General features: G+C 35.5%; 21 protein-coding genes and 1 tRNA gene. 9 read left to right on the top strand and 13 right to left on the bottom strand.

What is annotated here, in order from left to right:
• Window positions 1–67: 67 nt before the first annotated feature.
• The 7 genes from SIB89_RS13080 to SIB89_RS13050 all read left to right on the top strand — a co-directional run bounded on the left by SIB89_RS13080 (window position 68) and on the right by SIB89_RS13050 (window position 7765).
• Window positions 68–823 carry a hypothetical protein gene (locus tag SIB89_RS13080; RefSeq protein ID WP_412560116.1) on the top strand — a complete coding sequence of 252 codons (756 nt, stop codon included), beginning with the start codon at window positions 68–70 and terminating at the stop codon, window positions 821–823.
• A 21-nt stretch (window positions 824–844) separates the two neighbouring features.
• Window positions 845–2464, top strand: a complete 1620-nt coding sequence (locus SIB89_RS13075; protein ID WP_412560115.1) for a hypothetical protein — start codon at window positions 845–847, stop codon at window positions 2462–2464.
• An 11-nt stretch (window positions 2465–2475) separates the two neighbouring features.
• The gene (locus tag SIB89_RS13070; RefSeq protein WP_412560114.1) at window positions 2476–3090 is read left to right on the top strand and encodes a hypothetical protein; all 615 of its coding nucleotides are present in this window, start codon (window positions 2476–2478) and stop codon (window positions 3088–3090) included.
• 105 nt (window positions 3091–3195) lie between these two features.
• On the top strand, window positions 3196–3774 hold the full coding sequence (locus SIB89_RS13065; RefSeq protein ID WP_412560113.1) for an RNA polymerase sigma factor: 579 nt from the start codon (window positions 3196–3198) through the stop codon (window positions 3772–3774).
• 5 nt (window positions 3775–3779) lie between these two features.
• A complete protein-coding gene (locus SIB89_RS13060; RefSeq protein ID WP_412560112.1) occupies window positions 3780–4514 on the top strand; it encodes a tetratricopeptide repeat protein in 735 nt (244 codons plus the stop codon).
• 1 nt (window position 4515) lies between these two features.
• A complete protein-coding gene (locus SIB89_RS13055; protein ID WP_412560111.1) occupies window positions 4516–4908 on the top strand; it encodes a hypothetical protein in 393 nt (130 codons plus the stop codon).
• A 10-nt stretch (window positions 4909–4918) separates the two neighbouring features.
• Window positions 4919–7765, top strand: coding sequence for a CHAT domain-containing protein (locus SIB89_RS13050; protein ID WP_412560110.1), 2847 nt, complete (start codon window positions 4919–4921; stop codon window positions 7763–7765).
• A 5-nt stretch (window positions 7766–7770) separates the two neighbouring features.
• Here the strand turns inward: SIB89_RS13050 and SIB89_RS13045 are convergent, their stop codons facing one another.
• Window positions 7771–8229 (bottom strand): RNA methyltransferase, encoded by a 459-nt coding sequence (locus SIB89_RS13045; protein WP_412560109.1) that lies wholly within the window; start codon window positions 8227–8229, stop codon window positions 7771–7773.
• A gap of 105 nt (window positions 8230–8334) precedes the next feature.
• Between SIB89_RS13045 and SIB89_RS13040 the strand changes: the two genes are divergently transcribed.
• Window positions 8335–8874 (top strand): hypothetical protein, encoded by a 540-nt coding sequence (locus tag SIB89_RS13040; protein WP_412560108.1) that lies wholly within the window; start codon window positions 8335–8337, stop codon window positions 8872–8874.
• Between the two features lie 222 nt (window positions 8875–9096).
• Here SIB89_RS13040 and SIB89_RS13035 read toward each other — a convergent pair.
• The 7 genes from SIB89_RS13035 to SIB89_RS13005 all read right to left on the bottom strand — a co-directional run bounded on the left by SIB89_RS13035 (window position 9097) and on the right by SIB89_RS13005 (window position 18181).
• Window positions 9097–9169: transfer RNA gene (locus tag SIB89_RS13035), tRNA-Met, on the bottom strand.
• A 173-nt stretch (window positions 9170–9342) separates the two neighbouring features.
• Complete coding sequence (locus tag SIB89_RS13030) at window positions 9343–10185, bottom strand: Two component regulator three Y domain protein (RefSeq protein ID WP_235898284.1); 843 nt, start codon at window positions 10183–10185, stop codon at window positions 9343–9345.
• A 131-nt stretch (window positions 10186–10316) separates the two neighbouring features.
• Entirely contained in the window at window positions 10317–10499 is a 183-nt protein-coding gene (locus SIB89_RS13025) for a CPXCG motif-containing cysteine-rich protein (protein WP_155088490.1), read from the bottom strand.
• An 11-nt stretch (window positions 10500–10510) separates the two neighbouring features.
• On the bottom strand, window positions 10511–11830 hold the full coding sequence (locus SIB89_RS13020) for a TolC family protein (protein WP_412560107.1): 1320 nt from the start codon (window positions 11828–11830) through the stop codon (window positions 10511–10513).
• The gene (locus tag SIB89_RS13015; RefSeq protein ID WP_412560106.1) at window positions 11820–15035 is read right to left on the bottom strand and encodes an efflux RND transporter permease subunit; all 3216 of its coding nucleotides are present in this window, start codon (window positions 15033–15035) and stop codon (window positions 11820–11822) included. The genes SIB89_RS13020 and SIB89_RS13015 overlap by 11 nt, the downstream gene beginning before the upstream one ends.
• 3 nt (window positions 15036–15038) lie before the next feature.
• Entirely contained in the window at window positions 15039–16208 is a 1170-nt protein-coding gene (locus SIB89_RS13010) for an efflux RND transporter periplasmic adaptor subunit (RefSeq protein ID WP_412560105.1), read from the bottom strand.
• Between the two features lie 62 nt (window positions 16209–16270).
• Entirely contained in the window at window positions 16271–18181 is a 1911-nt protein-coding gene (locus SIB89_RS13005; RefSeq protein ID WP_412560104.1) for an ABC-F family ATP-binding cassette domain-containing protein, read from the bottom strand.
• 110 nt (window positions 18182–18291) lie between these two features.
• On the opposite strand from SIB89_RS13005, the gene SIB89_RS13000 reads away from it, so the two are divergent.
• Window positions 18292–18687 carry a DUF983 domain-containing protein gene (locus SIB89_RS13000; protein WP_412560103.1) on the top strand — a complete coding sequence of 132 codons (396 nt, stop codon included), beginning with the start codon at window positions 18292–18294 and terminating at the stop codon, window positions 18685–18687.
• A 22-nt stretch (window positions 18688–18709) separates the two neighbouring features.
• On the opposite strand, the gene SIB89_RS12995 is transcribed toward SIB89_RS13000, so the two are convergent.
• The 5 genes from SIB89_RS12995 to gldK all read right to left on the bottom strand — a co-directional run bounded on the left by SIB89_RS12995 (window position 18710) and on the right by gldK (window position 24557).
• Complete coding sequence (locus SIB89_RS12995) at window positions 18710–19762, bottom strand: NAD(P)/FAD-dependent oxidoreductase (RefSeq protein ID WP_412560102.1); 1053 nt, start codon at window positions 19760–19762, stop codon at window positions 18710–18712.
• A gap of 110 nt (window positions 19763–19872) precedes the next feature.
• Window positions 19873–20781: a gliding motility protein GldN gene (gldN, locus tag SIB89_RS12990; RefSeq protein WP_412560101.1), complete on the bottom strand. Its 909-nt coding sequence runs from the start codon at window positions 20779–20781 to the stop codon at window positions 19873–19875.
• Between the two features lie 68 nt (window positions 20782–20849).
• Window positions 20850–22430: a gliding motility protein GldM gene (gene gldM, locus SIB89_RS12985; protein WP_412560100.1), complete on the bottom strand. Its 1581-nt coding sequence runs from the start codon at window positions 22428–22430 to the stop codon at window positions 20850–20852.
• A gap of 53 nt (window positions 22431–22483) precedes the next feature.
• Window positions 22484–23116 carry a gliding motility protein GldL gene (gene gldL / locus SIB89_RS12980; RefSeq protein ID WP_155088481.1) on the bottom strand — a complete coding sequence of 211 codons (633 nt, stop codon included), beginning with the start codon at window positions 23114–23116 and terminating at the stop codon, window positions 22484–22486.
• 88 nt (window positions 23117–23204) lie between these two features.
• Window positions 23205–24557 (bottom strand): gliding motility lipoprotein GldK, encoded by a 1353-nt coding sequence (gldK, locus tag SIB89_RS12975; RefSeq protein WP_155088480.1) that lies wholly within the window; start codon window positions 24555–24557, stop codon window positions 23205–23207.
• Window positions 24558–24583 lie beyond the last annotated feature (26 nt).

The raw sequence follows: 24583 nt of genomic DNA, 5'->3' as shown, positions 1-24583 counted from the left end.
CGGTCTTCTAAATGATGACATTTTAAAGGCTTTTCGATATAGAAGAAACAAACCAAAACTCTATATTATGAAACCTTATCACTATTTGAAAATTGTATTTCTAGTTCTATTGTTTGTGTCTTGCAGCTCAGATTCCAATGACAACAACGGTACAAATAATCTTAACAATTTTTCAACAGATCTATGCAATAATGTCTCTGGTCCTACAGCAGCATATTATGCCAACGCTCACGGAATACCTTTACCACTGACTCAAATACCTACTATAGCCAATCCAGGGCAACAGTTTATTCATAGTCAATACCCAGCATTAGGCTTCACTGTGCCTCAAGGTTATAACGCGTCAGAATCGCAAGCTGGCTTGGGAGTTAACGTTCTGAGAAACGACAACCAAGTGTTATGGCGTTACGTCCCTGGACTTTCCTCTCTAAGCCAAGTTAACATCTTAGACATAGTTGCTGCAGAGGTCAATGGATTATTTGCTTTTTATGGCCACACAGGAAATTTTAATGTTGACTGCGAACAAAACTTTACACAACCACAAGGTAGTTTCATTATAAGTACCAGTACACGTATTATTCGATTTGGTAACATAACAGCTCTGGTTGCTATCAATTCATATTTTGAAACATCATTGGGCTCTACTTTTGCTTCGGTATCAGTTGCTTCTGGACCAACTGCAGAATTTGATAATCTTGTCATGGATGTATTTCTTCCAATCCATTGGCAACTTCTAATTATTGATGATAACGTAAGGGATTCCGATCTCGACGGTACTCCAGATAATCAAGATAATTTTCCATTCGATCCACAAAGACAATAATAATCTTAAAATTAATTAATCATGAAAAAACTAGCCATTCCATTAGCTTTATGTGCAGTTGGACTTGTTCTAACAGCCTTTAGCTTTATGGGTTCAAAAAAAGGTAGTGCTGATGATATTGACATTAGCATTGAGAAGTCATCTTTTATTATGCCAGCAGCTCATCGAGTTTACGCCAATCCTGATGCTATGGACGGAAAATATTATTTGTTCAAAGCCAAAATCACCAATAATTCTTCTCAAACTTTGGAAGATGTTACGGTAAAATACCGCATTCCGAATTATGTAGATTGGACAGAACTCACCGTTTCTGGTGAGATGTTCCCAGGTCAAACATTGGTTGTACCTTGCTATCCAAAATTTAAAAATGACATCACTGAAAAAACCACTGAATCTGTTGAGAAAGCTGAAATTGAAATCACTTGGGATGGCGCAGATGATGATGACATCATTGAAGAAGATTTCAGCTTTAAACTTACCAATAGAAACGAATATGTTTACACAGGCATAAAGTCTGAAGAGATCAGTTCTTGGGCAGATATGTATGACAATGATGCACTTATCGCTTGTTTTGTTACACCAAACGATCCTATCGTAAAATATTACACTCAAAATCTTCAAGAAAAATTATTAAAGGGCGAAGCAGCCTCAGTAACTCGCAAACCAGAAGATGCCGTAAGATTTTTAACTGGCATTTATGAAGCCACAAGAAGATCACACATGGTATATAGCGGTACTAAAGGCATTCCGAAATCTACAGAAGATGTGCAGAGTATTGTACAGCAAGTACGATTACCACGAGAAGTTATTACAGGGAATACTGGACTTTGTATTGAGTTGAGCGTTTTATACGCTAGTGTACTTTCAGCCGCTGGTATAGACCCAATTATTTATATGGTGCCTGGCCACGCCTATCCTGGTTTTAGAATGAATGGGCAATACTACGCCATTGAAGCTACTGGTATTGGTGGCGAAGGCTTGGGCAATATTATGAGCGCTGAAGATGCTTTTAAACAAGGGCAAAAACAATTGAACGAGTTTATACAACAATCACAAGCTGGTGACCCACGCTATACCATTGTTGACATTCATAATGTTAATGCGCAAGGTGTAACATCCATGGACTTAAAGGACAACGATTTTATGCGCAAAAAAGTAGATGATATTGTGGCATCTTGGTCTGATGGGCAACAAGTACAGCCGAACAACAACGGAAACAATACAATTAGAGTTCCAGATAATCGCATTCGCACCAATAATAATGCGCTCTCATTTGCTATTCCATCTGGCTGGCAAACCGTAATGCAACCAGCACCTCAAATGCCAATTTTAACCGCACAGGTTATGGCTCCAGATCAATCGACTACGGTTAGCGTCTTTGATGTTCAGACAAATAACGTTCAAGATGCCATGCTCACAATCAATCAGCATATGATGAATTTTGGAATGGAAATGCAATACCAGGCTAATGGTGGCAATGGACTTATTGGACAAACATATTCCAGTAATGGAACATTCAACTGGATTGGTAAAATATTACAAACCCGTCAAGGCATCAGGTTTGTTGCCGTTGGCTCACCAGATTATATGTACCAACAGAATTCAGGAATAATCAACCAAGTTTATAACAGCATTAGATAAAATATAACATTATGAAAACATTAGTAAAAATTACCATTGTATGTGTATTGCTTTTCGGAATGAAAGTCAATGCACAGTCACAGCAAAAAATTGAAATGCGAATCGATTCCATAGGAAATGCCAAGCTCAATATATCCATGAGCATGAATGCACAAGAATGGCAAATCTGGAACAGTAATTACGGTAATAATCCTTCAGCTTTAAAGCGCGACATAGAACGTGGCATGCCAGCTTATTTTCTGGATGATTTTAAGTTAGAAAAAGATGATATGAACCGTTCTTTTAATTTGAGCCTAAACGCTTATGGCGCATGTGAAATCAATAAACGTGGCAAATGGATGGTAGATACGGAACAGAAAAATGCACAGTTGACTGAGTTAGCCGAAAACAAATATATGCTTGTTAGTAGTCCACCAGAATATGGAGGAAGTTTGCAACAAACTTTTATTATTGAGTTACCAAAAGATGCAAAGAATATAAAAACCGATAAAAACGCCTTCGGGAAATCTGTTTTTGAATTTGATATGGAAGCACCATCCTCGGGATTCAATATCATGCGTTGGGCAGGCTTGTTACTCATAGTAGTTGGCGGTGGCTGGGCAGGTAAATCGATGTTAGACAAATAGAAGAAACCTGTTAAAAGTTTCATTCAACGTATAAAAAACCATTTGATAGTGTTGCGTTTGTAGTAAAATGAAATAATTGTATCTTTCTGATGATTAGCTATTAACATGAGGGAAGCGTACAAAATTGACCACAAACTACAAGTCGTTGGTGCTATTAAGGATAATGATTCTAAGGCCTTAAAAGGCATCTATGTCCAAAACTATCCAAAAGTTGAAGCTCTGGTACTAAAGAACAGCGGTACAAAGGAGCATGCCAAGGATATATATCAGGAAGCATTTTTAGCCGTTTGGCAAAACATAAAACAAGATAAATTTATACCAAAGACCGAATCGTCAATCAACGGCTATCTCTATACCATTGCCAAAAACAAATGGATGGATGTACTCCGTTCTCAAGGTTATAAAAAAACGATAGTAGCTTCACAATTGCAGCATTTTGAAATAAAAGATGAAGAAGATAATGGTATCGATGATGACATTTTAAAGGATAAACGATTAAAAGATGTAATGTTAGCCTTTAATAGTTTAGGTGAAGCATGTAGAAGCTTACTACGTATGTTTTATTTTGAAAAAAAGTCTATGAATCTTATTGCAGACGAGCTGTCCTTAGATTCTGCTTCAACCCGAAATAAAAAGTATCGTTGTATGCAAAAATTAAAACAAATAGCCCTAAAAAACAGTTAATAGTGATGAACCTAAATGATATTTCACAAGAAGAATTTGAAAGCATTGAAGCTTACCTTAATGGTCAGCTTTCAGATGAAGATGTGATGGTATTTGAAAACAGACTGAAAAATGAAGAGGGTTTCGCCTCAAAGGTTGAAGACATAAAAACCATTTTAACAGGTCTTGAAACCCAAGTGATGAAAGAGCAATTAGATGAATTTCATGATGAAATGCCTAATTCGCAAGAAGACATTATAACTAATGAGCCAAAAGTTAAATCGCTCCACTGGAAACGTATAGCCGTTGCCGCAGTATTAATCATTGGTTTAGGTAGTTTTTGGCTATTCAATGGCAATAGTAACGATAGGTTGTATTCAAATTATTTTACGCCAGATCCTGGTTTGCCTACCACCATGAGCAGTACTGCTAATTATGAATTCTATGAAGCCATGGTAGATTACAAGCAAGGTGATTATAATACGGCTGGTCAAAAATGGAAGGTATTGCTAGAAGCTAAACCGAAAAGTGATACACTAAACTACTTTATAGGTTCAGCACTGATGGCAGATGATAAAACTAATGAAGCTATAAACCACCTTAAAACAGTAACCGAATCGAATGATGGTGCCTTTAAAAATGAGGCTTACTATTATTTAGGATTGGCATATTTAAAATCCGGTAATACAGATGCAGCCATTAGTGCTCTTAAAAAAACAAATCTTCCTAAAGCTAAAGACCTACTTAAAAAACTAGACTAAGATGTACATGTCTAAAGCTTTTACACTATTACTTTTAGCATTAGTGAGCCTTGTTGGCTTAGTACATGGTCAAAACACTACAGAACAAAATCTAAAGCAATTAGATAAATTCCTTGCTGAAGGTAACCTTAAAAGCGCAAAGGCATTTACTACCAAACAGATCGATTCCCTCATTGCAAAAAAGGAATTCATTAAGGTCGCCGATTATGTTTATTATTTAGGCAAGATTGACTCTAAATTAAACGGCAACAGCTCTGCCTATAAGGTAATTACCAACTTTGAAACTAAAATTAAGTCCTTAACGGATAACAAAAAAGCATTAAGGCAACTGGCATTAGAAACTGGCTCCTTTTATGAGTCTATTGGAGATTCTGAAACTGCAAAAAAACTATAACCTCAATGCTTTGGAACTTACAAAACAAATGCCAAATGCTTCAGGAAGAGACTATGCTTTAGTACAGAGTAACCTTGGCGTATTCTACTCAAGGCTAGGCGACATACCCAAAGGAACAGAATATCACAGAAAAGCCCTTAAGTCTTTACAAAGCGATACTGATTCTGATAACGACAGCTATTATCGCACTTATAATTCTATGGGAGCCATGATGTGGTACGCTTCAAAATACGATAGTGCTGTCTATTACTTCAAAGAAGCAGAAAAAACACTAAAGTTATTAGAGAAAACACCATGGAATATGTACTACCGTCCTGCTTCACTAAATAACAACATTGCAGGTGTACATAGCCTTAAAGGCGATATGGATGCTGCTATTGCAGCCATGCAAACCACCGTTAACAACCTGTCGTCTTATTTAAAAGAGGATATTAGTGATGCACGGCGAAACAATGCACGCGAATTTCTGTTTCAGGCTATAGAGAATTACGCTGGTATGTATAAAGATATTGGCGATTTTAAAAAAGCCCATCAGCTTATTACCTATGCTTACACACAAAAAATAAAACATCTAAATCCTGAGAGTCCAGAAATCACCAAAGGAAAAATATTGTTGGGACAAGCTAATTTAGCTTTAAAAAATTATGAAGAAGCTGATAGGTTTTTAGATGAAGGCATTAGAGCGTTTAGCACGAATAAGGGAGGAAATAACTATTGGTTAGCAGATGCCAATTACCACAAAGCCATGTTAAAGCTAGATACTGAAGACATAGTTGAAGCAAGAAGACATTTTGAAGAAAGTGAAAAATACTATAAAGCGTCATTGGGTAATTATTACGATGAGATTTATCTCGATTTTACTGTTAATGCTTCTAATTTCTATGCCCAAATAGGTGAAAAAGACAAAGCATTGTCCATGGCAACTGAAGCTTTGGAATATATTAAGGCCAATCAAGGAGATCACACGCTGTTAGAGTATTACCAGAAACTCAATTTAGCTGACATTTATTATCAACTCGGAGATTATGAAAATGCGTTGTCCTATTGTAATGAAGCTATTGATTTATTAGACTCCAATGATTTTGTAAAAAACAGCCAACTCAATAACCTTCAGGTAGAAACTAATAGGGTTAGTGGTATTTTATTAAAGGTAAAAACAGAGTTAAAATTAAATCCAAATAAAAGCATAGCCTTCTTAAAAGCTAAGCTGGTAGAGATCGATAACGCTATAAACATTTTAGAGGAAAAAAAATCAATCATTACCAATGACAGTTCCACTGCAATTTTAATTCAAGATAATATTGGAGTTTTTAGACTTGCTAAAGAATTGAACTTAGAACTATTTAATCAAACACAAAAGGAAAAATACCTTGAAGACTTATTAGGCTATCATGAGTCTATGATTTATCACAAAATCAGAAACAGACTAAATTCTACTTCTGTTGAACTTACCGCTAATTTACCTCCTGATGTTCTTGAAAAAGAAAGAACACTACGAAATCGACTTAACAGTTTTCTAGAGGGAGATGCTAATTTCAACACATTTATAGAAAATGAAAAGGCATGGAATAGTTTCTTAGAAGAACTTAAAGAAGATCATCCTGAATACTATAAACTTCGTTATGCATCCATATCTCAATCGCTTCAAAATATAAAGGATAAAATTCCTGAAGCATCCACTTTAGTGAGATATCTTTTCATTGATAATGAATTATATGCTTTTGTGATCAGCAGTTCTAAAATTGAATTGGCACCTATTGCAACCGATAATTTAAAATTCAAAATTTCGGAATTAAATGCCAAACTAAAGCAATTACAACCGTCCTTTCAGCTTCAATCAGAACTGTATAATATACTTTGGCAACCGATAGCTAAGCATATTAGCACTAAGCGTGTTATTATAATTCCAGATAAAGAACTCTTTAACCTTAGCTTCGACTTATTGACTCCAGAGCCATGTGAAACATACAGTGAGCTACAAACCAACAGCCTTTTGGCACAGCACCAGATCTCATACAATTACAGTTTATTTTTAATTGACAAAAACAGTCAACCTGTTGGGTATGACTCTAACTTTATTGGGTTCGCACCAGAGTTTAGCGAAGACATGAAAAACAATTACAAAATAGCAATTAAGGATTCGGTAAATATAGACTACACCTATTTAAGATTATTACCCCAGCCATTTGCCAAAGACCTAGCAGAGAGCTATTCGAGGTTCTTTAACGGAGATTCATTTTTAAATGAAAAAGCTTCAAAACAAGTTTTTACCAATAGTGCAAAAGAGCATAAAATTATTCATATTGGCACACATGCAGAATCAGATAATGTGTCTCCTGAATTTTCGAGGTTAATTTTTGCTAAAAATGCTGAAGACGAAAACAATTTGCTTTATACGTTCGAAATCTACAACCAAAATCTAGCTTCTAACTTGGCAATTCTGACGGCTTGCGAAACAGGAAAACCCACATTTCAGCCAGGAGAAGGAATGATATCCTTAGCACACGCATTTAATTATGCTGGTAGTGAAAGTATTTTAACCAGTTTATGGAAGATTGACGAAAAATCTAGCGCCAAGATTATTGAAAATTTTTACGGTCATTTAAAAATGGGGTTACCCAAAGATGAAGCTTTGCAAAAAGCCAAGTTAGACTATCTGTCAACTGCTGAAGGCAGAACTCTCTCTCCTGAATATTGGGCCGGGTTGGTATTGATTGGTGATGCTAGTCCAATTGATTTTCAACCTTTTAATTTATGGTGGATTTGGGCATTGCTCTTTGTAATTGTGCTTTTTGCATTGTTCTTTTTCGTAAAAAACAGAATAGCTTCAAAAAGAAGATTGAGAACATCTAAATAATTAACTTAAGAACGTGGTTTAGCTAAGCCACGATCGTACATTACAATACTTCCAGCAACAGAAACATTAAGGCTCAATTGCGACTTAAACTTAACCAAGAAGTGACTTTTCTCTATCGCTTGTTTAGACAGACCATGATCTTCTGCTCCTAATAAATACACACAACGTCTCGGATGATGAAATGTTTCTAAATCCTCTGCTTCATCAGTCAATTCAACTCCAACCAATCTTGCTCCTTTTGGTAAATTATTGAAGAATTCTTCAAACGTTTCATAATGAAAATACGGCATGGATTTTACAGCATTATGTGTATCACAAGCTTGCTTTGCATAACGGTTGCCAATGGTAAATATGAAGCTTGCCCCAAGGTTTTGAGCAGAGCGCCAAAGTACACCTAAGTTTTCTGGTGTCTTTCCGTTTTGGATACCTATTCCAAAGAATTCGTTGGTTAAATTGTCATTCATACAAATGCAAAAATAAAACTATCTGACAAAATGTAAGGCTCAGTATAAATTGGCATTTTTTTTGCGCAAAAATTAATGTATTGTATAACTTAAAATTGTAATAAAATGAAAAAAGTAATGCTCTTTTTGTTTGTGGCAATTTTAGCTACAAGCTGTAACGCACAGAATTCCGACACACCAAAAGATAAAATCGTAAAGTCTGAAACATCACAAGATTCTAATGCGAAACCTAAAGGTAGTTGGAAAGTCAATAAAGAAGTTGATGAAAATGGAAATATAATCCGTTACGATTCTATTTATTCTTGGTCTTCATCTGATAACTTAAAAGGTATGGACAATGATAGTATTTTTAATGAAATGAAGTCCATGATGCGCAAGCGTTTCTCAATGTTTCAGTCACAAAACGGCAATGGCTTTATGAAGCACGATTCTATTATGAAACAGTTCTTTTCTGATGATATTTTTATGGATGACTTCTTTTCAGGTGGCCTCAACTCAAATTTTCCAAGTATGGACGATATGATGAAGCGTATGGAAGCCATGAGGCAACAGTTTTTTAATGACAACCATAGATATATCATCCCACCAGAACAGACTGAAAAGCAAGAAAAGAAAACAAACACTATTGAAAAGAAGCGTGTTTAGCAGAATCGAAAAATAAAAGCCTCTTGAGAAATCAAGAGGCTTTCTTTGTAGCGGGAACTGGATTCATTCCTTCGCAATACTTCGGAATCGGCCAAAATGAGGAGCTTGTACAACAACCCAAATTTTAATAAAATTTACTTTTTTTGACATTTCAATTTTAAAAAGCATACTTTCTAAAATCTTATGTAAAAAAAGCCAAATACTTTCGTATTTGGCTTGTTGTAGCGGGAACTGGACTCGAACCAGTGACCTTCGGGTTATGAGCCCGACGAGCTACCTACTGCTCTATCCCGCGATTTAATTCCCAATGCTTCACTTAGCTTTTAACCTTCGGTTCATAATGCCGACAAAAATATTGGACTGCAAATATACAACGCTTTTTAATTTTAGCAAGTATTAAAACAAAAAAATAACGCTTAGATTATTTACTAAGCGCTATTAACTAACTCTTTTATAAGTAAGCTTATTTTAATCGTCGTCGTCTTCAGTATCTAATGTCGCTAATGCACCTTTTTTATTAGCATCATCTATATCAAAATCTACGATGTTAGGCAGCTTATCCTTAAGCGCGGCATAATTGCCTTTAAAGCCATTATTGCTTAATAACAAAGTCTTAAGATTAGTTAATTGTGCTAATTCACCTGGTAAATTTCCATAAAATGCATTGTTAGATAATACTAATTCCTCTAATTGGGCCAACTCACCTATTGCGGATGGAATCGTGCCTAATAAAGCATTATCAAAAAGACTTAAGACCTTTAAAGATTTGAGTTGAGAAATACTTACGGGCAATTTTCCCATTAATTGATTACTACTTAAGATTAATATTTCTAATTTAGATAAATTTCCTATAGAAGTTGGAATCTCACCAAAAAAGTCATTATTATATAATTCCAAAGATTTCAGATTAGTTAAATTTCCTATTTCTGAAGGAATAGATCCATTGAAATTATTTGAAAATAACTTGAGTTCCTCTAGACTCAACATTGTAGTTAGTGTTTTAGGTAATTCTCCCTCTAATTTATTAAAAGAAAGGTTTAAAACTCTAAGTGATTCTAAACTAGAAATTTCATTCGGTAATTGACCAACAAGGTTGTTAAAGCTTAAGTTAATAGCTACAACTTTATCGTTTTCAATAGTTAATCCATACCAATCTGAAACTGGCTGATCAATATCCCAAGAGGTATTCCATGAACTACCATTAGTTGCATTATAAAGTGCTAGTAGAGCGTCTTTTTCGCTTTGGGATACGTTTGCAAATGTAAATGCAGAAAGCAAGCAACATAGTAGTGTTAGTTTTATAGTTTTCATAATAGCAGATTTTTGTGGAGGGGCACATAAACTATTCGAATATAGATGCTATTCGCTTAAACTGCAAATTTTTTCGATGAACTGCATACTTAAAAAACATATAATTTTGATTTTCAGCTATATAAGTATTTTTACTGTTCTATGTTTTCGGCCTGAAAACTTGTGATTTCTTGATCTAAAACAGTAATTGAAAGTTGAATAGGGTTGCAACATATTTCACAATCTTCAATGTAGATTTGGTGATGTTGTGAAGTATCAATTAACATGGAGATCTGCTCCCAGCAATATGGACATTGAAAAAATTGCTCTTCCATTTTACCAAATATTATAATTGAACATTCAACAGTTCACCACTTAACTGTAAGACGGTTAGTTCTGCCAATTTAGCGTCGTATTTAGCTTGGTTTCGACTCAATTCTGCATTGAGTAAGTTGAGTTGTGCTTGTCGGAACTCTATAGAAGTCACCTGACCTAATTTGAATTTTTCCTGCGTACGTTCAAAGTTATTTTCTGATGTTTTAATATTTTTTTCCTGAACTTGGTATATTACTAATTTATTTTGGTAATCATCCCATGCATTGTTGAAATTACGTTCTACATCCATCAACAACTGTTCTTGCTGAAGCTTTTGATTTTCTAATAAAATCTTAGTGTTTTTAACTTGAGTTATTGTACTACCTCCATCAAAAAGGTTCCAAGTAAGATTTAATCCTGCAGAAACACCAGAACTTGTATTCTGGAGCGTAAAGGCTAACGGACTATTATTATTGGATTCATTCCAACCGTAAGAACCTACCAGACCAAGATTTGGTAAAAATCGAGCCTTACTAGACTTTATATCAAATTGGCTTATGTTTATATTCCTCTGTGCCTGCAGAAGCGTTACGTTATTGGCTATCATCTTCTCTAACAATGTTTCCTTGTCGAGTTGCAGTAAAAAATTGAGATCTGTATCTACATTAAAATCTTGGGCATAAGCATTACCCATTACTACGTTTAGATCGCGTTTCGTATTTTTAAGTTGTTGCTTAATGTTTATTAAATTAATACTATCGTTGTTAATATCCACTTCAGCATTTAAAACCTCGAGCTTAGTGCTTTGCCCATAATCAAATTGATAACCAGCCCGTGTCAATCGGTCTTTAGAAATCAAAAGTGTTTCTTCCAATGCCTCAGTGTTTTCAGAAAGTTGTGCCACAGAATAATATATGGTGAACATTTGTAACATCGTAGTTTCAATTGTTTCTCGAGCTTCCAATTCTGACAACTGATATTGTTCTTTCAAACGTCTGTAATTGTACAATCTCCCCAATCCATCAAACAGTGTGTAATTGAGGTTTATTGATGCATTGTATCGTCGTGTTTCCGCACCTTCTGCGACTCTTGTTTCTCCATTGGCCAGCTGACCTTCGGTGTTTTGAACGTCTATTGATGCTCCTGCATTTCCCGTAAGTGTTGGCAGATAACCAGAGTTTAAAATACCTTGGTTGTTATCGGCAACTTCAACATTATTTGTTGTAATTTTTATCCCGTAATTGTTTTCCAACGTTAACTTAACAGCTTCTTCGGTAGAAAGTACCTGTTGTGCGTTCAACAGCATTCCGAAGACAACTGAAACTAATGTGATATATACTTTAATGTGCATTGCTTTCATTCTGTTCTTTAATGGCGCGTTCCACTTCTTCTTTTGAGATATCTCTATTCGTAACTAACCATTTTGTTTTCTGTTTTAGGAAATTACTAAAGGACAAGAAAATTGGCAAAACCACCAATGTTAAAACCGTGGCAAAACCAATTCCATAGGCAATAGAAACTGCCATTGGGATTAAAAATTGTGCCTGCCTACTTTCTTCAAAAATCAATGGTGCCAGACCTGCAACCGTAGTTATCGAAGTTAAAAATATAGCTCTAAAACGTGAGCGACCAGCTTCGTAAAGTGCTTCATCAAACGATAAGCCTTCACGCAGATTACTGTTGAATTTACTTATCAATACCAAACCATCATTAACCATAATACCAATTAATGCGATGATGCCTAACATTGATAATATGTTTAATGGGAAATCGTGAATCCAGTGTCCCCAAGCCACAGCTGGTAAACTTAACGGAATCATTAGCAGTAATAACAGAGGTTGACTGTAGCTTCTAAATGTAAAAGCTATGACAATATAGATTAGAGCTAGAACTATTAAGCCAACAGGGCCAAGGGAATTAGTCAATTTTAGTCGCTCTCTATTTTGCCCTTCATAAGACGGTGTTACGGTTGGATATTTTGATAAAATTTCTGGCATTACCTCATCTCTGATTTCGGCCATGACATCTGTAGAACTTGTTTTCTTTGGATCTTTGATATCTGCGGACACTTGAATTTCTCGTCTGCCTTCCAAGTGATTTATGGCAACATCTCCACGTTCAATGGTATAATTGGCAATTTCTTCAAGCGGAACTTTTTGACCACTTGGTGTGGTAATTCGCATATTATCTAAATTATTGATCGAGGAACGGTCTTCACGATTATAGCGTACCCAAACCCTTATTTCATCCTGACCTCTCTGAAAACGCTGTGCCTGCGCACCAAAAAATGCTGATCTGACCTCCTGCATTACGGATCTCAAATTTAAGCCTAGTGCATAGGCATTGTCTTTGAGTTCTAACCTAATCTCCTTTATACCAGCAGGATCGTTATCAGTAACATCTTTTAGTAAAACATTACTTTCAAGATTCTGTTTTAATTCTTTTTTAACGGCTTTTAGCTCATCAATGTTGTTACCTAAAAGTGACACCGAAACTGGACTCCCTCCAAAGTTGCCTCCACCTCCAAACACCAAACTTTCTACTCCCAATACAGGACCTACAGCTTCCTGAATACGATTGGTTACCAAAGATGAGGTAATTTCATTGGGACGCTCCTCTCCTGGTAATAAGTTAATGACCAAAGATGCTGTAGCTGAACCTGGTCCAATATTCCGAATCATATTCTCCACGAGATGTTTCTCGTATTCATCACCAAGGTATTCTTCGTCAATCGCATTGGTGACTTCAATCGCTTTATTTTCGATATATGTGATAATACTATCGGTGACTTTTTCATTAGTACCATTGGGCATATCCAAATTTATGGTAACTACATCACTGGCAATCTGTGGAAAAAAAGCAACACGTATAATGCCTCCATTTACACTGGCTTGCGTTAAGATAAAAAACACAATAAAAAGTGAAAAGGCCAAAACCTTATAATTAAGCGAAAATCGCAGTATAGGACTGTATACATTATCACGAAGCCATCGCATTATGCGATCTCCAAGCGTATTTGCATAACGTAATTTTGAAAACACTTTTTGAAAGACTCCAGCAATTCCTGTTTTCTGTTCCTTTTTTTGCTTTCGCAATGCCTTGGAATGTGCCAAATGCGCAGGTAAAATAATTAATGCCTCTACCAATGAGACGACCAAAGTCAGTATAACTATGACTGAAACCTCCCCAAAAAATTCGCCAATTCTTCCATCTAAAAACAGAAATATTCCAAAAGCTAAGATAGTTGTTGTAATAGCCGATACGATTGCTGGTAATACTTCCATAACACCATCAATAGCAGCCTGTTCTGGCGTTTTTCCTTTTTCGTAATGTTGATATATATTTTCGGCTATAACAATACCATCATCCACCAAAATACCAATGACAATTATCATCCCAAAAAGTGAGAGTACATTTATGGTTACATTAAAATAGCCTGCAAACATAAACATACCTAGAAAAGAAATTGGTAATCCAAATGCCACCCAAAATGCTAATCTCGTATTTAAGAAAAGTGATAAAAATAATAGAACGAGAATCATACCTATGATGGCATTTTCCGTTAGCAATTCGGTACGTTGAACCAATGTGGTCGATAAATCCCTAACTACATTGAGTTGAACATTATCATATTTCTGGTTAAATTCTTCAATATAGGCTTTTGTCTTTTCTGCCGAGGTAATTAAATCTTCGTTATTGGTACTTGTAATAGTGACATTGATGGACAGGTTTTTATTGAAATAACTCGCATTTGGCGTTTCCGAAAACTGGTCGCGAACTTCAGCAATATCCTTTAATTGGATTTTTCGACCTGAAGCATCGGACTTTACAACGAGATTTGAAAGTTCATCTGCATAGTACGAGCGGTTATTCGCCCTGATCAAATACTCTTCTGCATCAGTCTTAATGGTACCACCAGTAGTGATTAAACTAGCTTGATTAACAGCTTGAGCTACTTCTGAAAATGTAAGGTTATATGCTAAAAGACTTGTTTCATTAACGGCAATTTCAATTTCTTCTTGAGGATAGCCTGAAATCTGAATTTGCGAAATACCGTCAATACCTCTTAAATCATTTTCGACCTGTCTTCCAATTTGTTTCAAAGTTGCCAGCGGAATATTGTTTCCGCTTATTGCAAAGGTAATTGTTGGCCTTAGCGCTTCTTGTTTTGCAACAATCAAAGGTTCCATACCAACGGGAAAAGTTGGAACACGATCCACGGCATTTTTAACCTCGAGCAACATGAAATCGATATCCTTCCCTTTTTCAATTTCAACATTTATATTTCCACTGTTCTCGCGCGATGTGGAAGTAACACGTTCAATACCATTTAAGCCTTTGAGATTATCCTCTATTTTGAGCACAATACCTTCTTCTACCTCTTGTGGCGAAGCACCAGGGTATGTAACAGTTATGTTTATGTTTTTTGAATCAACTAAAGGAAAGAATGACGATTTAAGATTGAATGCGCCAAAAAAACCAAACACAACAAATGCCAAAACCACCACATTCACAGCTACACTGTGTTTTATGAAATAAGCAATTACCTTTCTCATTTCCTATTCTGCAGATTTAGATTGAGCGTTAGCTGTACTCTGCCCATTTGTATCATTTTCACCAGACATAAAAGGCTTGACCAACATACCTGCATAAGCGCCAGGAACAGGTTTTGACAACATTATTGTGCCATCAGGTATGTTTTTAACCACTGCTTTGGTGTCCGAAAAATAAACAGGATTAACATCTATGACATCCAAAATGCTATCACGAACCACGAAAATCTGTTCGCCATCCAGAACTAAATTTCGGTTAATTTCATAAGCATTTTCTTCTTGTTTGGCATTTAGATTAGCCTCCAAATACATGCCTTCTTTAAGTGATTTATCCTTTACTTCGATAAAAGCAGTTATTGTTTGCGTTGTGGCATCAATTCTTCCATTGACGCGTGTTACCTCCCCTTTGTATGTCTCAGTATTATCAAGATTATTTAGTACGACTTCTTCTCCAACTTTCAATAGACTTGCATAGGTTTTACTCAGTGCAACTTCCATCTCGTAAATGTTTGGGTCTATAAATTCTCCCAATTTTTGACCGTTTCTAACAAGTGAACCTTCAGTAACCAATGCCTCAGTTAATATACCTGAAAATGGTGCTCTAATGGTGTATTTTCCTAAGCGCTGTTCTAAATTTTTTACGTTGTAATAGTTTGACACAATACCTCGACCAGTAATAAAATAGTTTTCTTTATCGGAAGTCATTTCCGGTAACTTAGGTGTTGTCTTTTCTAAGTCGAATTCATTAAGATAAGTTTGCCATTTTTGAAACACCTCCGGAAAGTCCAACCGTAAATCTGGCATTATCGCAGCGATGGAATTATAGAGATTACTTTTAGCAGATTGCACACTGGCATAATACTCGGAAGCATCAATACGTATAAGCACCTCTCCTGCTCTGTATTCTTGGCCAGGCTTAAACAGTTTTCCACTAGACCTAAAAACGCCCTGAACTTCAGAATACAACTCAACACGACGCTTAGCCACTAAATTACCGTTTGCAGGTATTACGATTTGTACTGTAGTATTTTCTACTGTATCCGTAAATACTGTTTTAATAACTTTTTCAGCAACTGGTCTTTGTTTCTTTTTGCTATTACTAATATATCTTCCAACGAAAATAGCAGCTACAATTAGGGCAATACCTAAAATGGCAAATATGACTTTTCTTAACATAGTGTAATGGTCAGTAAATTGCAAATTTACCGATATCGCTATAGGTAGCCGTTAAAATAATCTTAATTATTAAGGGCGTCTAATTGCTCTTGAATCGCTCCCCAGTCTTCCATTAGATTCTCAAGCGATTTTTTCTTCTTTTGGTAAGCATCAAAAAACTGAGGGTCTGAAGCCGTTTTATCGTAATCGGTTGCCAGTTTTACATCGTCTGATTTGATATCTTTTTCCAGCTGACTTATTTTAGATTCGATATTACTCAGTTTGTTGTTGAGTGATTTTAACTTCTTCTGATCTTCGTAACTCTGCTTATTACTTTCTTTGGGCTTTTCCGCCACAACAGTTCTTTTTTCAGCTTCACGTAGATTTTCAATATTGCGTTGTTCCAAATAAAAATCTATATCACCTAAATACTCTTTTATTTTCTGGTCTTTGAATTCGTAAACCGTGTCGGTTAAGCCTTGGAGGAAATCCCTGTCGTGCGATACTAAAATCAAAGTGCCTTCAAATTTTTTAAGCGCTTCCTTTAAAACGTTCTTGGATTTAATATCCAAATGGTTTGTGGGCTCATCCATTATAAGAACATTCAATGGCTGAAGTAACAATTTTGCCAATGCCAAACGGTTTCTTTCACCACCAGACAAGACTTTTACGTATTTTTCCACTTCATCTCCTCTGAATAAAAATGAACCCAGAATATCACGCACTTTACTTCTGTTAGTTTCGTTGGCAGCATCAATCATGGTATCCAAAACGGTTTTGTTACCATCTAAATATTCGGCTTGGTTTTGGGCGAAGTAACCAATTTGGACATTATGTCCAAGTTCTAAGTTTCCCTTATGGTCAATCTCACCAACAATGATTTTTGCCAAGGTTGATTTTCCCTGACCGTTCTGCCCAACAAATGCTGTTTTTGTATCTCTATCTATCGCCAAGTTTACATTACTTAACACCTTTAAATCACCATAGCTTTTTGAAACGTTTTCAGCTTTTATAACAACTTTTCCTGGCGTTACTGACACAGGAAAATTTAAACTCATTACACTGTTATCGTCCTCATCTACTTCAATTTTATCCATTCTATCCAGCTTCTTGATAAGCGATTGTGCCATGGTGGCTTTACTGGCTTTTGCTCTAAATTTCTCAATCAGTTTTTCGGTCTGTTGTATCTCTTTTTCCTGATTTTTTTGAGCAGCGAGTTGTTGCGTTTTCATTTCCTTTCGCAACACTAAAAACTTGGTGTATGGTTTATTATAGTCGTAGATTCTTCCTAATGAAATTTCAATAGTTCGGTTGGTGACATTATCTAAAAACATTTTATCGTGAGAAACGATGACAACTGCGCCACTGTAATTTTTAAGAAAGCTTTCTAACCATATTATGGATTCAATATCCAAGTGGTTGGTTGGCTCATCAAGTAACAACAAATCGTTGTTTTGAAGTAAGAGTTTGGCAAGTTCTATTCGCATACGCCAACCTCCAGAAAAGGTATCGGTAAGCTTATTAAAATCCTCACGCTTAAATCCTAAGCCTTGAAGGATTTTTTCGGTTTCACCTTGGTAGTTGTAACCTCCTAAAATTTCATATTGATGCTGAATATCGTTTAAATCTATCATCAACTGATTATACGATTCGCTTTCGTAATCCGTTCGCTCGGCAAGTTGGGTGTTTATTTTTTCTAGTTGAGATTCACAGGCTTTAATCTCCTTAAACGCCTCGTAGGACTCTTCTAAAACTGTTTTTCCGAATTCAAAATCAATATCCTGTTTTAGAAACCCGATTTTTAAATCTTTATCTGCTGCTATCTGTCCTGTATCCGCTTCTTGTTCCTTAGCCAGAATTCTTAGCATTGTAGATTTACCCGCTCCATTCTTTCCTATAAGACCTACACGATCACCTTGACCGAGCTTAAATGTAATATCTTCAAAAAGATATTCGCCTTGAAACGAAATAGATAAATTATGGATATTCAGCATAGCATTTTTGAATATTACAATTGAGATAAAGTTACAATTGTTACAAATTAAAATCTATAAAGACTTAACTTTGTATTGCTTTAAAAAACGCAAAAGTAAAGGTTTTCGTTATGATTAGAAAAGGAATGAAACTTTATAGTATTCTTTTTGGTGCTTGTCCAAAATGCCACCATGAATCTATGTACACGGTTAAAAACCCTTATGTGCTTTCTGACACGTTAAAGATCAATGAAAATTGTTCTCATTGCGGAACAAAATACAGAATGGAACCTTCCTTTTTTTACGGCTCCATGTACGTAAGCTACGCTTTAGGTGTGGCCTTTGCCGTTGCTGCTTTTATTGTAAGCTTCGTGATTTTTGAGACTTCCCTTACTGTGGCGTTTTTTGCCATAATATTGACCTTAATAGGATTTATGCCAATAATTATGCGATTATCACGAAATATTTGGATTAACTTATTTATGGGTTATGATAAATCTTTAGCTGAAAGCAAAAATCCATCCTAACCTTACCAGAAGTAAAGAAAACTTACTCTTGACCCAAAAACCTATCTATATTAATTTCGCTATCTAAAGCTTCATTGTTTTCAATAAAGTTAAATAGTTTCTCTGCAACATAAGGAGCAATCATTACACCTCTGGTTCCGAGACCATTTAAAACATATAGATTTTTATGCTCTGGATGTTTACCTACCAAAGGCCTTCTATCTTTAACCGTCGGACGAATACCTGCGACATGATGTACGATTTCAAAATCACATTTTACAAATGTTCTTAGTTTTGAAAGTAATTCGTTTATGCCTTTCTGTGTAGGTGTATTGGATTTATCATCTCGATTATATGTAGAACCAACAGTATAAAGATCATTACCCACAGGAATCACGAATACTGAAGATTTAATAGCATACTCTATTTTAAGTTCTGGTGCTTTAATGGTTAAAACTTCACCCTTAGTTCCATTCAACGGAATAAAATTGAAATAGGGGTTTTGTTTTACACCAAAACCTTCTGCAAATACAATATGATTCGCAATCATATCTTCATATTGAAGTGAGCCTGATTTAATCTGAAGCTGATCGTGTTTAAATCTAGTTTCAAGTAAATGATTGTTTTCATTTAAAAACCCTTTGTAAGCGTCTATAAGCGTTTCGGTATCTATGCGACCTGTATGTAACACTTCCCCAAATCCAAATGGAGCATCAATAGCAGCATTAGAGTTTTTGATAAGATCTGTAGAAAGGTAAGGCTCTAGCTTAGGTTTATCTGAAGCATCAAACCATAAGTTTTGTTCTTCTACGGAAGCAAATCTTCTTAAAATTTGAAGTTTGTAATCTATCTTAATATTTAAATCTGCTTCAATTTTATTGTAGACTGGCAAAGCAATTTCCAATTGCTCTTTTGCTCGCCAAACTTCTGAAAAACGTTTTAATATTACAGGGTTGTATAATCCGGCTGCTACAATGGAAGATTGTTGCGAGCTATCATCGAACACAATAAATGCCTTATTATTGGCTCGTAACTTTTCACAAAATGCTATACTTGCCAATCCACAACCAACGATGATGTAATCCACTTGTTTCATTTAACAAAAATAAGATATGCTTCGACAGGCTCAGCATGACACGTAGTTTTAATTAAATAAAAAACGCCCACTTAAAAAGTGAGCGTCTATATATTTATTATGAACGTTAACTAGTAACTCCACATATCTTGTTCAAAATCTCTAATCTTGTCTTTGATACGTTCTGATTCTAAAAGTTGCATCAATGCATTTTCAGCGATGTATTCTTTAACTTCCCTATCACCATAGACATTTTCTTCCTTATAGATTAAACCATGAAAACGACGGCTGTTCAATAAGTGATCGAATGAAATTGGAGTCGAGCTATTATTATCATTAAAGGCTTTAGCTTCATGCAAAATATCTCTAACTTCTGGATAAAATACCCAAAACATAGGAATTGGTTCACTATTTTCTGAATCTTCCGAATCTATAAAGTTAACATCTGGAGCCGCAGGTGCAATTCCAAGAATTCTGTACTTTAATTCACCTTGACGCTTATCAAAATACCAAAGTCCTTTTATTAAATACGAGTTAATATCAGCTGCTTCAATATTCCTTTCTATAATATACTCTTCTGGTATCTCATCTTCCCCTACTCCGTTCTCGTTCATATATCTAATACCAGCATCAGTAATCTTCCTCATACTCAGTGAAGCTTCCATATCTTTTAAAGTTCGTTCTTCTGTAAAGTACGAATCTGCATAAACTTTAGGGATCATTCCGCTGTCCATATTATCTCTCAAAACTTGGTACAAGGACTTACGGTCGTCTCCTAAATTTCCTTCTACAGGAAAATATAAAGGAAAATTAACACGTTCATCTAAAACAACTTTTTCCCAAATCATCTTTGAAAATAAAATGTCTCTATCTCCAACATAGCCATATTCTAAAGGCTTATCGTTGTCTAGAAGTAGTTGCGCTTCAGTTTTCATACCAATTTCTTCTGGTATCTTAGCATTAAGGATATTGGCTTGGGCAAACATAGCATTGGTTGCCAAAACTGTTAATCCTACATATATTAAACTTCTTATTTTCATTTTACTTAATTTAATAATTTGGGTTTCTTTAAATCTGTAACGTTTATATTTTCTATAAATTATATCAATTAGTTACTTGTAACTTCAACAATAACTGGTGATACATTTTGTAGTCTATATTTTGAATTACCTTGAATTTTAGCGTTAATATCAAAAATTGTAATATTATCGCCTCTTCTTGCCTTTTGTATTGCAGATTTAGCCTGAGAATTCATTTTAGTTCCAGCTACATTAATTGTAGGTTGTCCTGGTACTTTAATCTTAAATGAAGTTACCTGTATTGGTAAATCAAAAACAAAATCTCTTAGCTCAGCACCAACAGTACCAATTTCTACATTACGCTTCGGTAATTTTACAACACCTATTTGACCAGCAATCTTACCGGTTGGTGCAGGAATATCTTTAATTCTAAATGTTTTACTGTCACTTACTCTAGATCCGTCATCAAGAGTAGCAGTAACATTAATTGTCATTTCCTTACCAGCACCAGCGTTAACTACATATTTTCCTTGACCACCAACTCTTGATAAGCCTGGTCCTGATGCGCTAACTTTATTGTCTGGTACACCAGCAAATGAAATGGTCATTGGGTTAGCCACACCACGATAAACAACGTTCATCTTATCTGCAGAAATAGTAGCAGAGTTTGGCCTTGGTACTACTACATAGTTACCAACAATTGGAATTTCTAATGGCTTACCATCTTCTAAGAACGTAAATTTACCGTCTATTTGATGCTCACCAACATTACCAACATTAAAATCTAATTTTGCAGCACCAGTAGAATCTAATACTTCTGACACATTAATCTCATTTCCTTGAACCGTCAGTTTTGTAGGTGTAACATTTGCATATTTTCCTAAAACAACTCTACCTTGAAATTTTTCTCCTGCAAAGAATGCAGACTTATCAGCCAATACAATGGCTTGGTATTTTTTCAATGATACAGCCTCATCTAGAGAATTACCTAAAAATAGGTTAAACAAGTTAGCTTCAGTAACCATTACATCATTTTGCATAGCCGTAAGCTTAGTATATGATGCAATTGCCGGGAAACCTTGAAAATGATAATTCAACCAATCAATTTCTTTACCTATTTTCTTATTTTCAACTTTCTCTAGGCTAAAACGCTCATCAAAACGCTCCAACGCTTTTTGATACTTCACATCATTACCTAAAATTTCTTTGATTTCATCTTTATAAGCTTGAATCCTAGCAACAACTTCTTGACCTTTTTTGGTATAACGATCTCCTGTAAACCACATTTCATCAAGGATATCTGTTTTATCCATCGCTTCAAATGGTAATTCACCAGTTTCAGGGTCAATTGAGTAACCACCTTCTCTTAATAAGTCTTGCTTTAAAGTTTCAATATACTTATAAAACTTATCAGAAGCCGCACTTACTAAAGTGGCCTTGTTTGCTGGAACTCTAAATTCAGCTGGCTTCTCTTCAGCTTTAGTTGATAAATCAGCCAATAAAGCTTCGTTTTTTTCGTCAGCTACAGCGTTTGATGCCGAGAATTTTGCTTCCATCAATCCGAAAGCGGATAGTACTTCCTTAGACATATTCATCGCCATCATAGCAATAAATACCAAGTACATTAAGTTAATCATTTTCTGCCTTGCAGATAATTTTCCTCCTGCCATTGTTATTAGTTTTTAAATGTTAATTAATTAAATTGATTATACCTAAAAACTAATTAGTTTTTGTTCATTGCAGAAAGCATTCCGCCATATACACCGTTTAAAGATGAAAGGTTAGACGCTAATGATTGCATTTGCTCTTTAAGCTTGGTTGCGTTCTCTACAGCTTCTTCGTTGATAGCAGCTTGACGATTAGCACTTTCCATCTGTACTTTATAAAGACTGTTTAAAGACTCCATTTGTGCAGCAGCTAAAGATAATTCTTCGCTGTATTTCTTTTGAGCAGACATAGAATCTACAGTTGGATTTAAGTTTTTAGCAGCGCCTTCAAAGTTTTTGATACTGTCGCCTAAACTTGCCATAAGTTCACCGTCTATCTTAGCCTCCTTTAATAAATTGTCTAATTTCTTTGACAACATACCTTCAGCATCTTTTGGTTCTTCTTTTTTCTTTTTACCTAGAGTCTGACCGCCAGCCAATTCAGGATATACCAAAGACCAATCTAAATCTGATTGTTGCTTTTCAAATGCTGAGTATGTAAATACTAGAGCTTCAACAATCATACCTATGGTTAAGATTTCAGAACCATAAGGCCAGTGTTGTATCTTAAATAATGCACCTACGATTACGATTGCTGCTCCTAATCCGTAGATCATGTTTGTTAAAGTCATTTTACCTTTCTGTGCCATAATTTTGTTTAGTTTAAGTTTAAGTTAATGGATGTGTAACTTAAGTAGGTTAATTTTAATTTGGGTTGTTATTTAATAATTTTAAATTTTAGTTCGTCGCTGCGTTTTTAGTCACTTCAGTTCCCATATAGTCCTGAACGGTTCTAAATCCGATATAACTTCTAGCTGAATCCGCATATTCATAATCTCTAGAACTTACTTGCAAGAAATAAGCAACGTCTTTCCAAGAACCTCCTCTAACTACTTTACGTGAATTTCTTGGATCATTTACATTTGGATTTATAGTTGAAGAAAATTCGTAAGATGCTGGATCGTAAGAACCATGTACCCATTCTGACACATTACCTGCCATATTGTATAGGTTGAAATCATTTGGATCGTAAGCATCTGCTTCTACAGTATATAATGCTTGATCGGCCGCATAATCACCGCGTAATGGTTTAAAGTTAGCCATAAAACATCCTCTATCGTTTTTAGTATAAGGACCTCCCCAAGGATAAGATGCCCCTTGAAGTCCACCACGAGCTGCATACTCCCATTCTGCCTCTGAAGGCAATCTGTAAGAGTTGACAGGTTGTTTCCCTTTACTTCTTTGGTAACCATTATGCTTTAGTGTTCTCCACTGGCAAAATGCTTGTGCTTGTTTCCAAGATACACCCACTACTGGATAATCATCATAAGCTGAATGCCAAAAATAATCATTGTGCATGGGCTCATTATAAGAATATGCAAAATCTCTAATCCATGCCGTAGTGTCTGGATATACTTCAACTTCCTCTTGTTCTATAACCTCTGAACGCTTTAAGCTTCTATCTTTAGCAGCTTTAGCAATGTCCATATACGTGTATTGGAACTTAAATTGCTTAACATCCCAAGTACGCTGGCCATTATAAGATTCTTCTAATGGCAAGTACATACCGTCCATTACCTCTGCATATAACTCATCTGGATAATCGTCCGTATCATAATACAACTCTACATCACGATTAATTTTTCTCTGCTCATTACCATAGGTATTTAACATATAGCTTTCATAAGCATTCATCTCTTCTGGATTTGAATCTAAATAAGCAAATTCACCGATATCACCATTACCTGGAGTCTTACCTTCTAAATCAGCCATTTCAGCTAATTTTAATCTTAAGATTGAGTCTCTTACCCAAAACACAAAGGAGCGGTATTCGCTATTTGTAATCTCGGTTTCATCCATATAGAATGCACGTACTGTAGCTGTTTTGGTAGGAGCATCTTGTACACCAGCTATATCATCATCTGATTTACCCATTATAAAAGCTCCACCAGGAACTAGTGTCATACCATACGGTTTTTCAGGGTGCCATTTTTTACCTTTGACTCCAACTAATTGGCCACGGTCTCCAGAATTACAACTGGCAACAAAAACCAATACAGTGGTTAGTAAAATAAACTTCTTAATATTCATAGTAACTCGAGGTTAAATTAGTCGTC

The organism is Winogradskyella sp. MIT101101, assembly GCF_047126865.1.
Classification (GTDB): Bacteria; Bacteroidota; Bacteroidia; order Flavobacteriales; family Flavobacteriaceae; genus Winogradskyella; species Winogradskyella ouciana.
This window is presented reverse-complemented; position numbering and strand designations above follow the sequence as displayed.

What these genes read in the sequence shown, in the direction of transcription:
- SIB89_RS13080 (WP_412560116.1), top strand. Translation starts at nt 68, where the DNA reads ATGAAACCTTATCACTATTTGAAAATTGTATTTCTAGTTCTATTGTTT.
- SIB89_RS13075 (WP_412560115.1), top strand. Translation starts at nt 845, where the DNA reads ATGAAAAAACTAGCCATTCCATTAGCTTTATGTGCAGTTGGACTTGTT.
- SIB89_RS13070 (WP_412560114.1), top strand. Translation starts at nt 2,476, where the DNA reads ATGAAAACATTAGTAAAAATTACCATTGTATGTGTATTGCTTTTCGGA.
- SIB89_RS13065 (WP_412560113.1), top strand. Translation starts at nt 3,196, where the DNA reads ATGAGGGAAGCGTACAAAATTGACCACAAACTACAAGTCGTTGGTGCT.
- SIB89_RS13060 (WP_412560112.1), top strand. Translation starts at nt 3,780, where the DNA reads ATGAACCTAAATGATATTTCACAAGAAGAATTTGAAAGCATTGAAGCT.
- SIB89_RS13055 (WP_412560111.1), top strand. Translation starts at nt 4,516, where the DNA reads ATGTACATGTCTAAAGCTTTTACACTATTACTTTTAGCATTAGTGAGC.
- SIB89_RS13045 (WP_412560109.1), bottom strand. Translation starts at nt 8,229, where the DNA reads ATGAATGACAATTTAACCAACGAATTCTTTGGAATAGGTATCCAAAAC.
- SIB89_RS13040 (WP_412560108.1), top strand. Translation starts at nt 8,335, where the DNA reads ATGAAAAAAGTAATGCTCTTTTTGTTTGTGGCAATTTTAGCTACAAGC.
- SIB89_RS13030 (WP_235898284.1), bottom strand. Translation starts at nt 10,185, where the DNA reads ATGAAAACTATAAAACTAACACTACTATGTTGCTTGCTTTCTGCATTT.
- SIB89_RS13025 (WP_155088490.1), bottom strand. Translation starts at nt 10,499, where the DNA reads ATGGAAGAGCAATTTTTTCAATGTCCATATTGCTGGGAGCAGATCTCC.
- SIB89_RS13020 (WP_412560107.1), bottom strand. Translation starts at nt 11,830, where the DNA reads ATGCACATTAAAGTATATATCACATTAGTTTCAGTTGTCTTCGGAATG.
- SIB89_RS13015 (WP_412560106.1), bottom strand. Translation starts at nt 15,035, where the DNA reads ATGAGAAAGGTAATTGCTTATTTCATAAAACACAGTGTAGCTGTGAAT.
- SIB89_RS13010 (WP_412560105.1), bottom strand. Translation starts at nt 16,208, where the DNA reads ATGTTAAGAAAAGTCATATTTGCCATTTTAGGTATTGCCCTAATTGTA.
- SIB89_RS13005 (WP_412560104.1), bottom strand. Translation starts at nt 18,181, where the DNA reads ATGCTGAATATCCATAATTTATCTATTTCGTTTCAAGGCGAATATCTT.
- SIB89_RS13000 (WP_412560103.1), top strand. Translation starts at nt 18,292, where the DNA reads ATGATTAGAAAAGGAATGAAACTTTATAGTATTCTTTTTGGTGCTTGT.
- SIB89_RS12995 (WP_412560102.1), bottom strand. Translation starts at nt 19,762, where the DNA reads ATGAAACAAGTGGATTACATCATCGTTGGTTGTGGATTGGCAAGTATA.
- gldN (WP_412560101.1), bottom strand. Translation starts at nt 20,781, where the DNA reads ATGAAAATAAGAAGTTTAATATATGTAGGATTAACAGTTTTGGCAACC.
- gldM (WP_412560100.1), bottom strand. Translation starts at nt 22,430, where the DNA reads ATGGCAGGAGGAAAATTATCTGCAAGGCAGAAAATGATTAACTTAATG.
- gldL (WP_155088481.1), bottom strand. Translation starts at nt 23,116, where the DNA reads ATGGCACAGAAAGGTAAAATGACTTTAACAAACATGATCTACGGATTA.
- gldK (WP_155088480.1), bottom strand. Translation starts at nt 24,557, where the DNA reads ATGAATATTAAGAAGTTTATTTTACTAACCACTGTATTGGTTTTTGTT.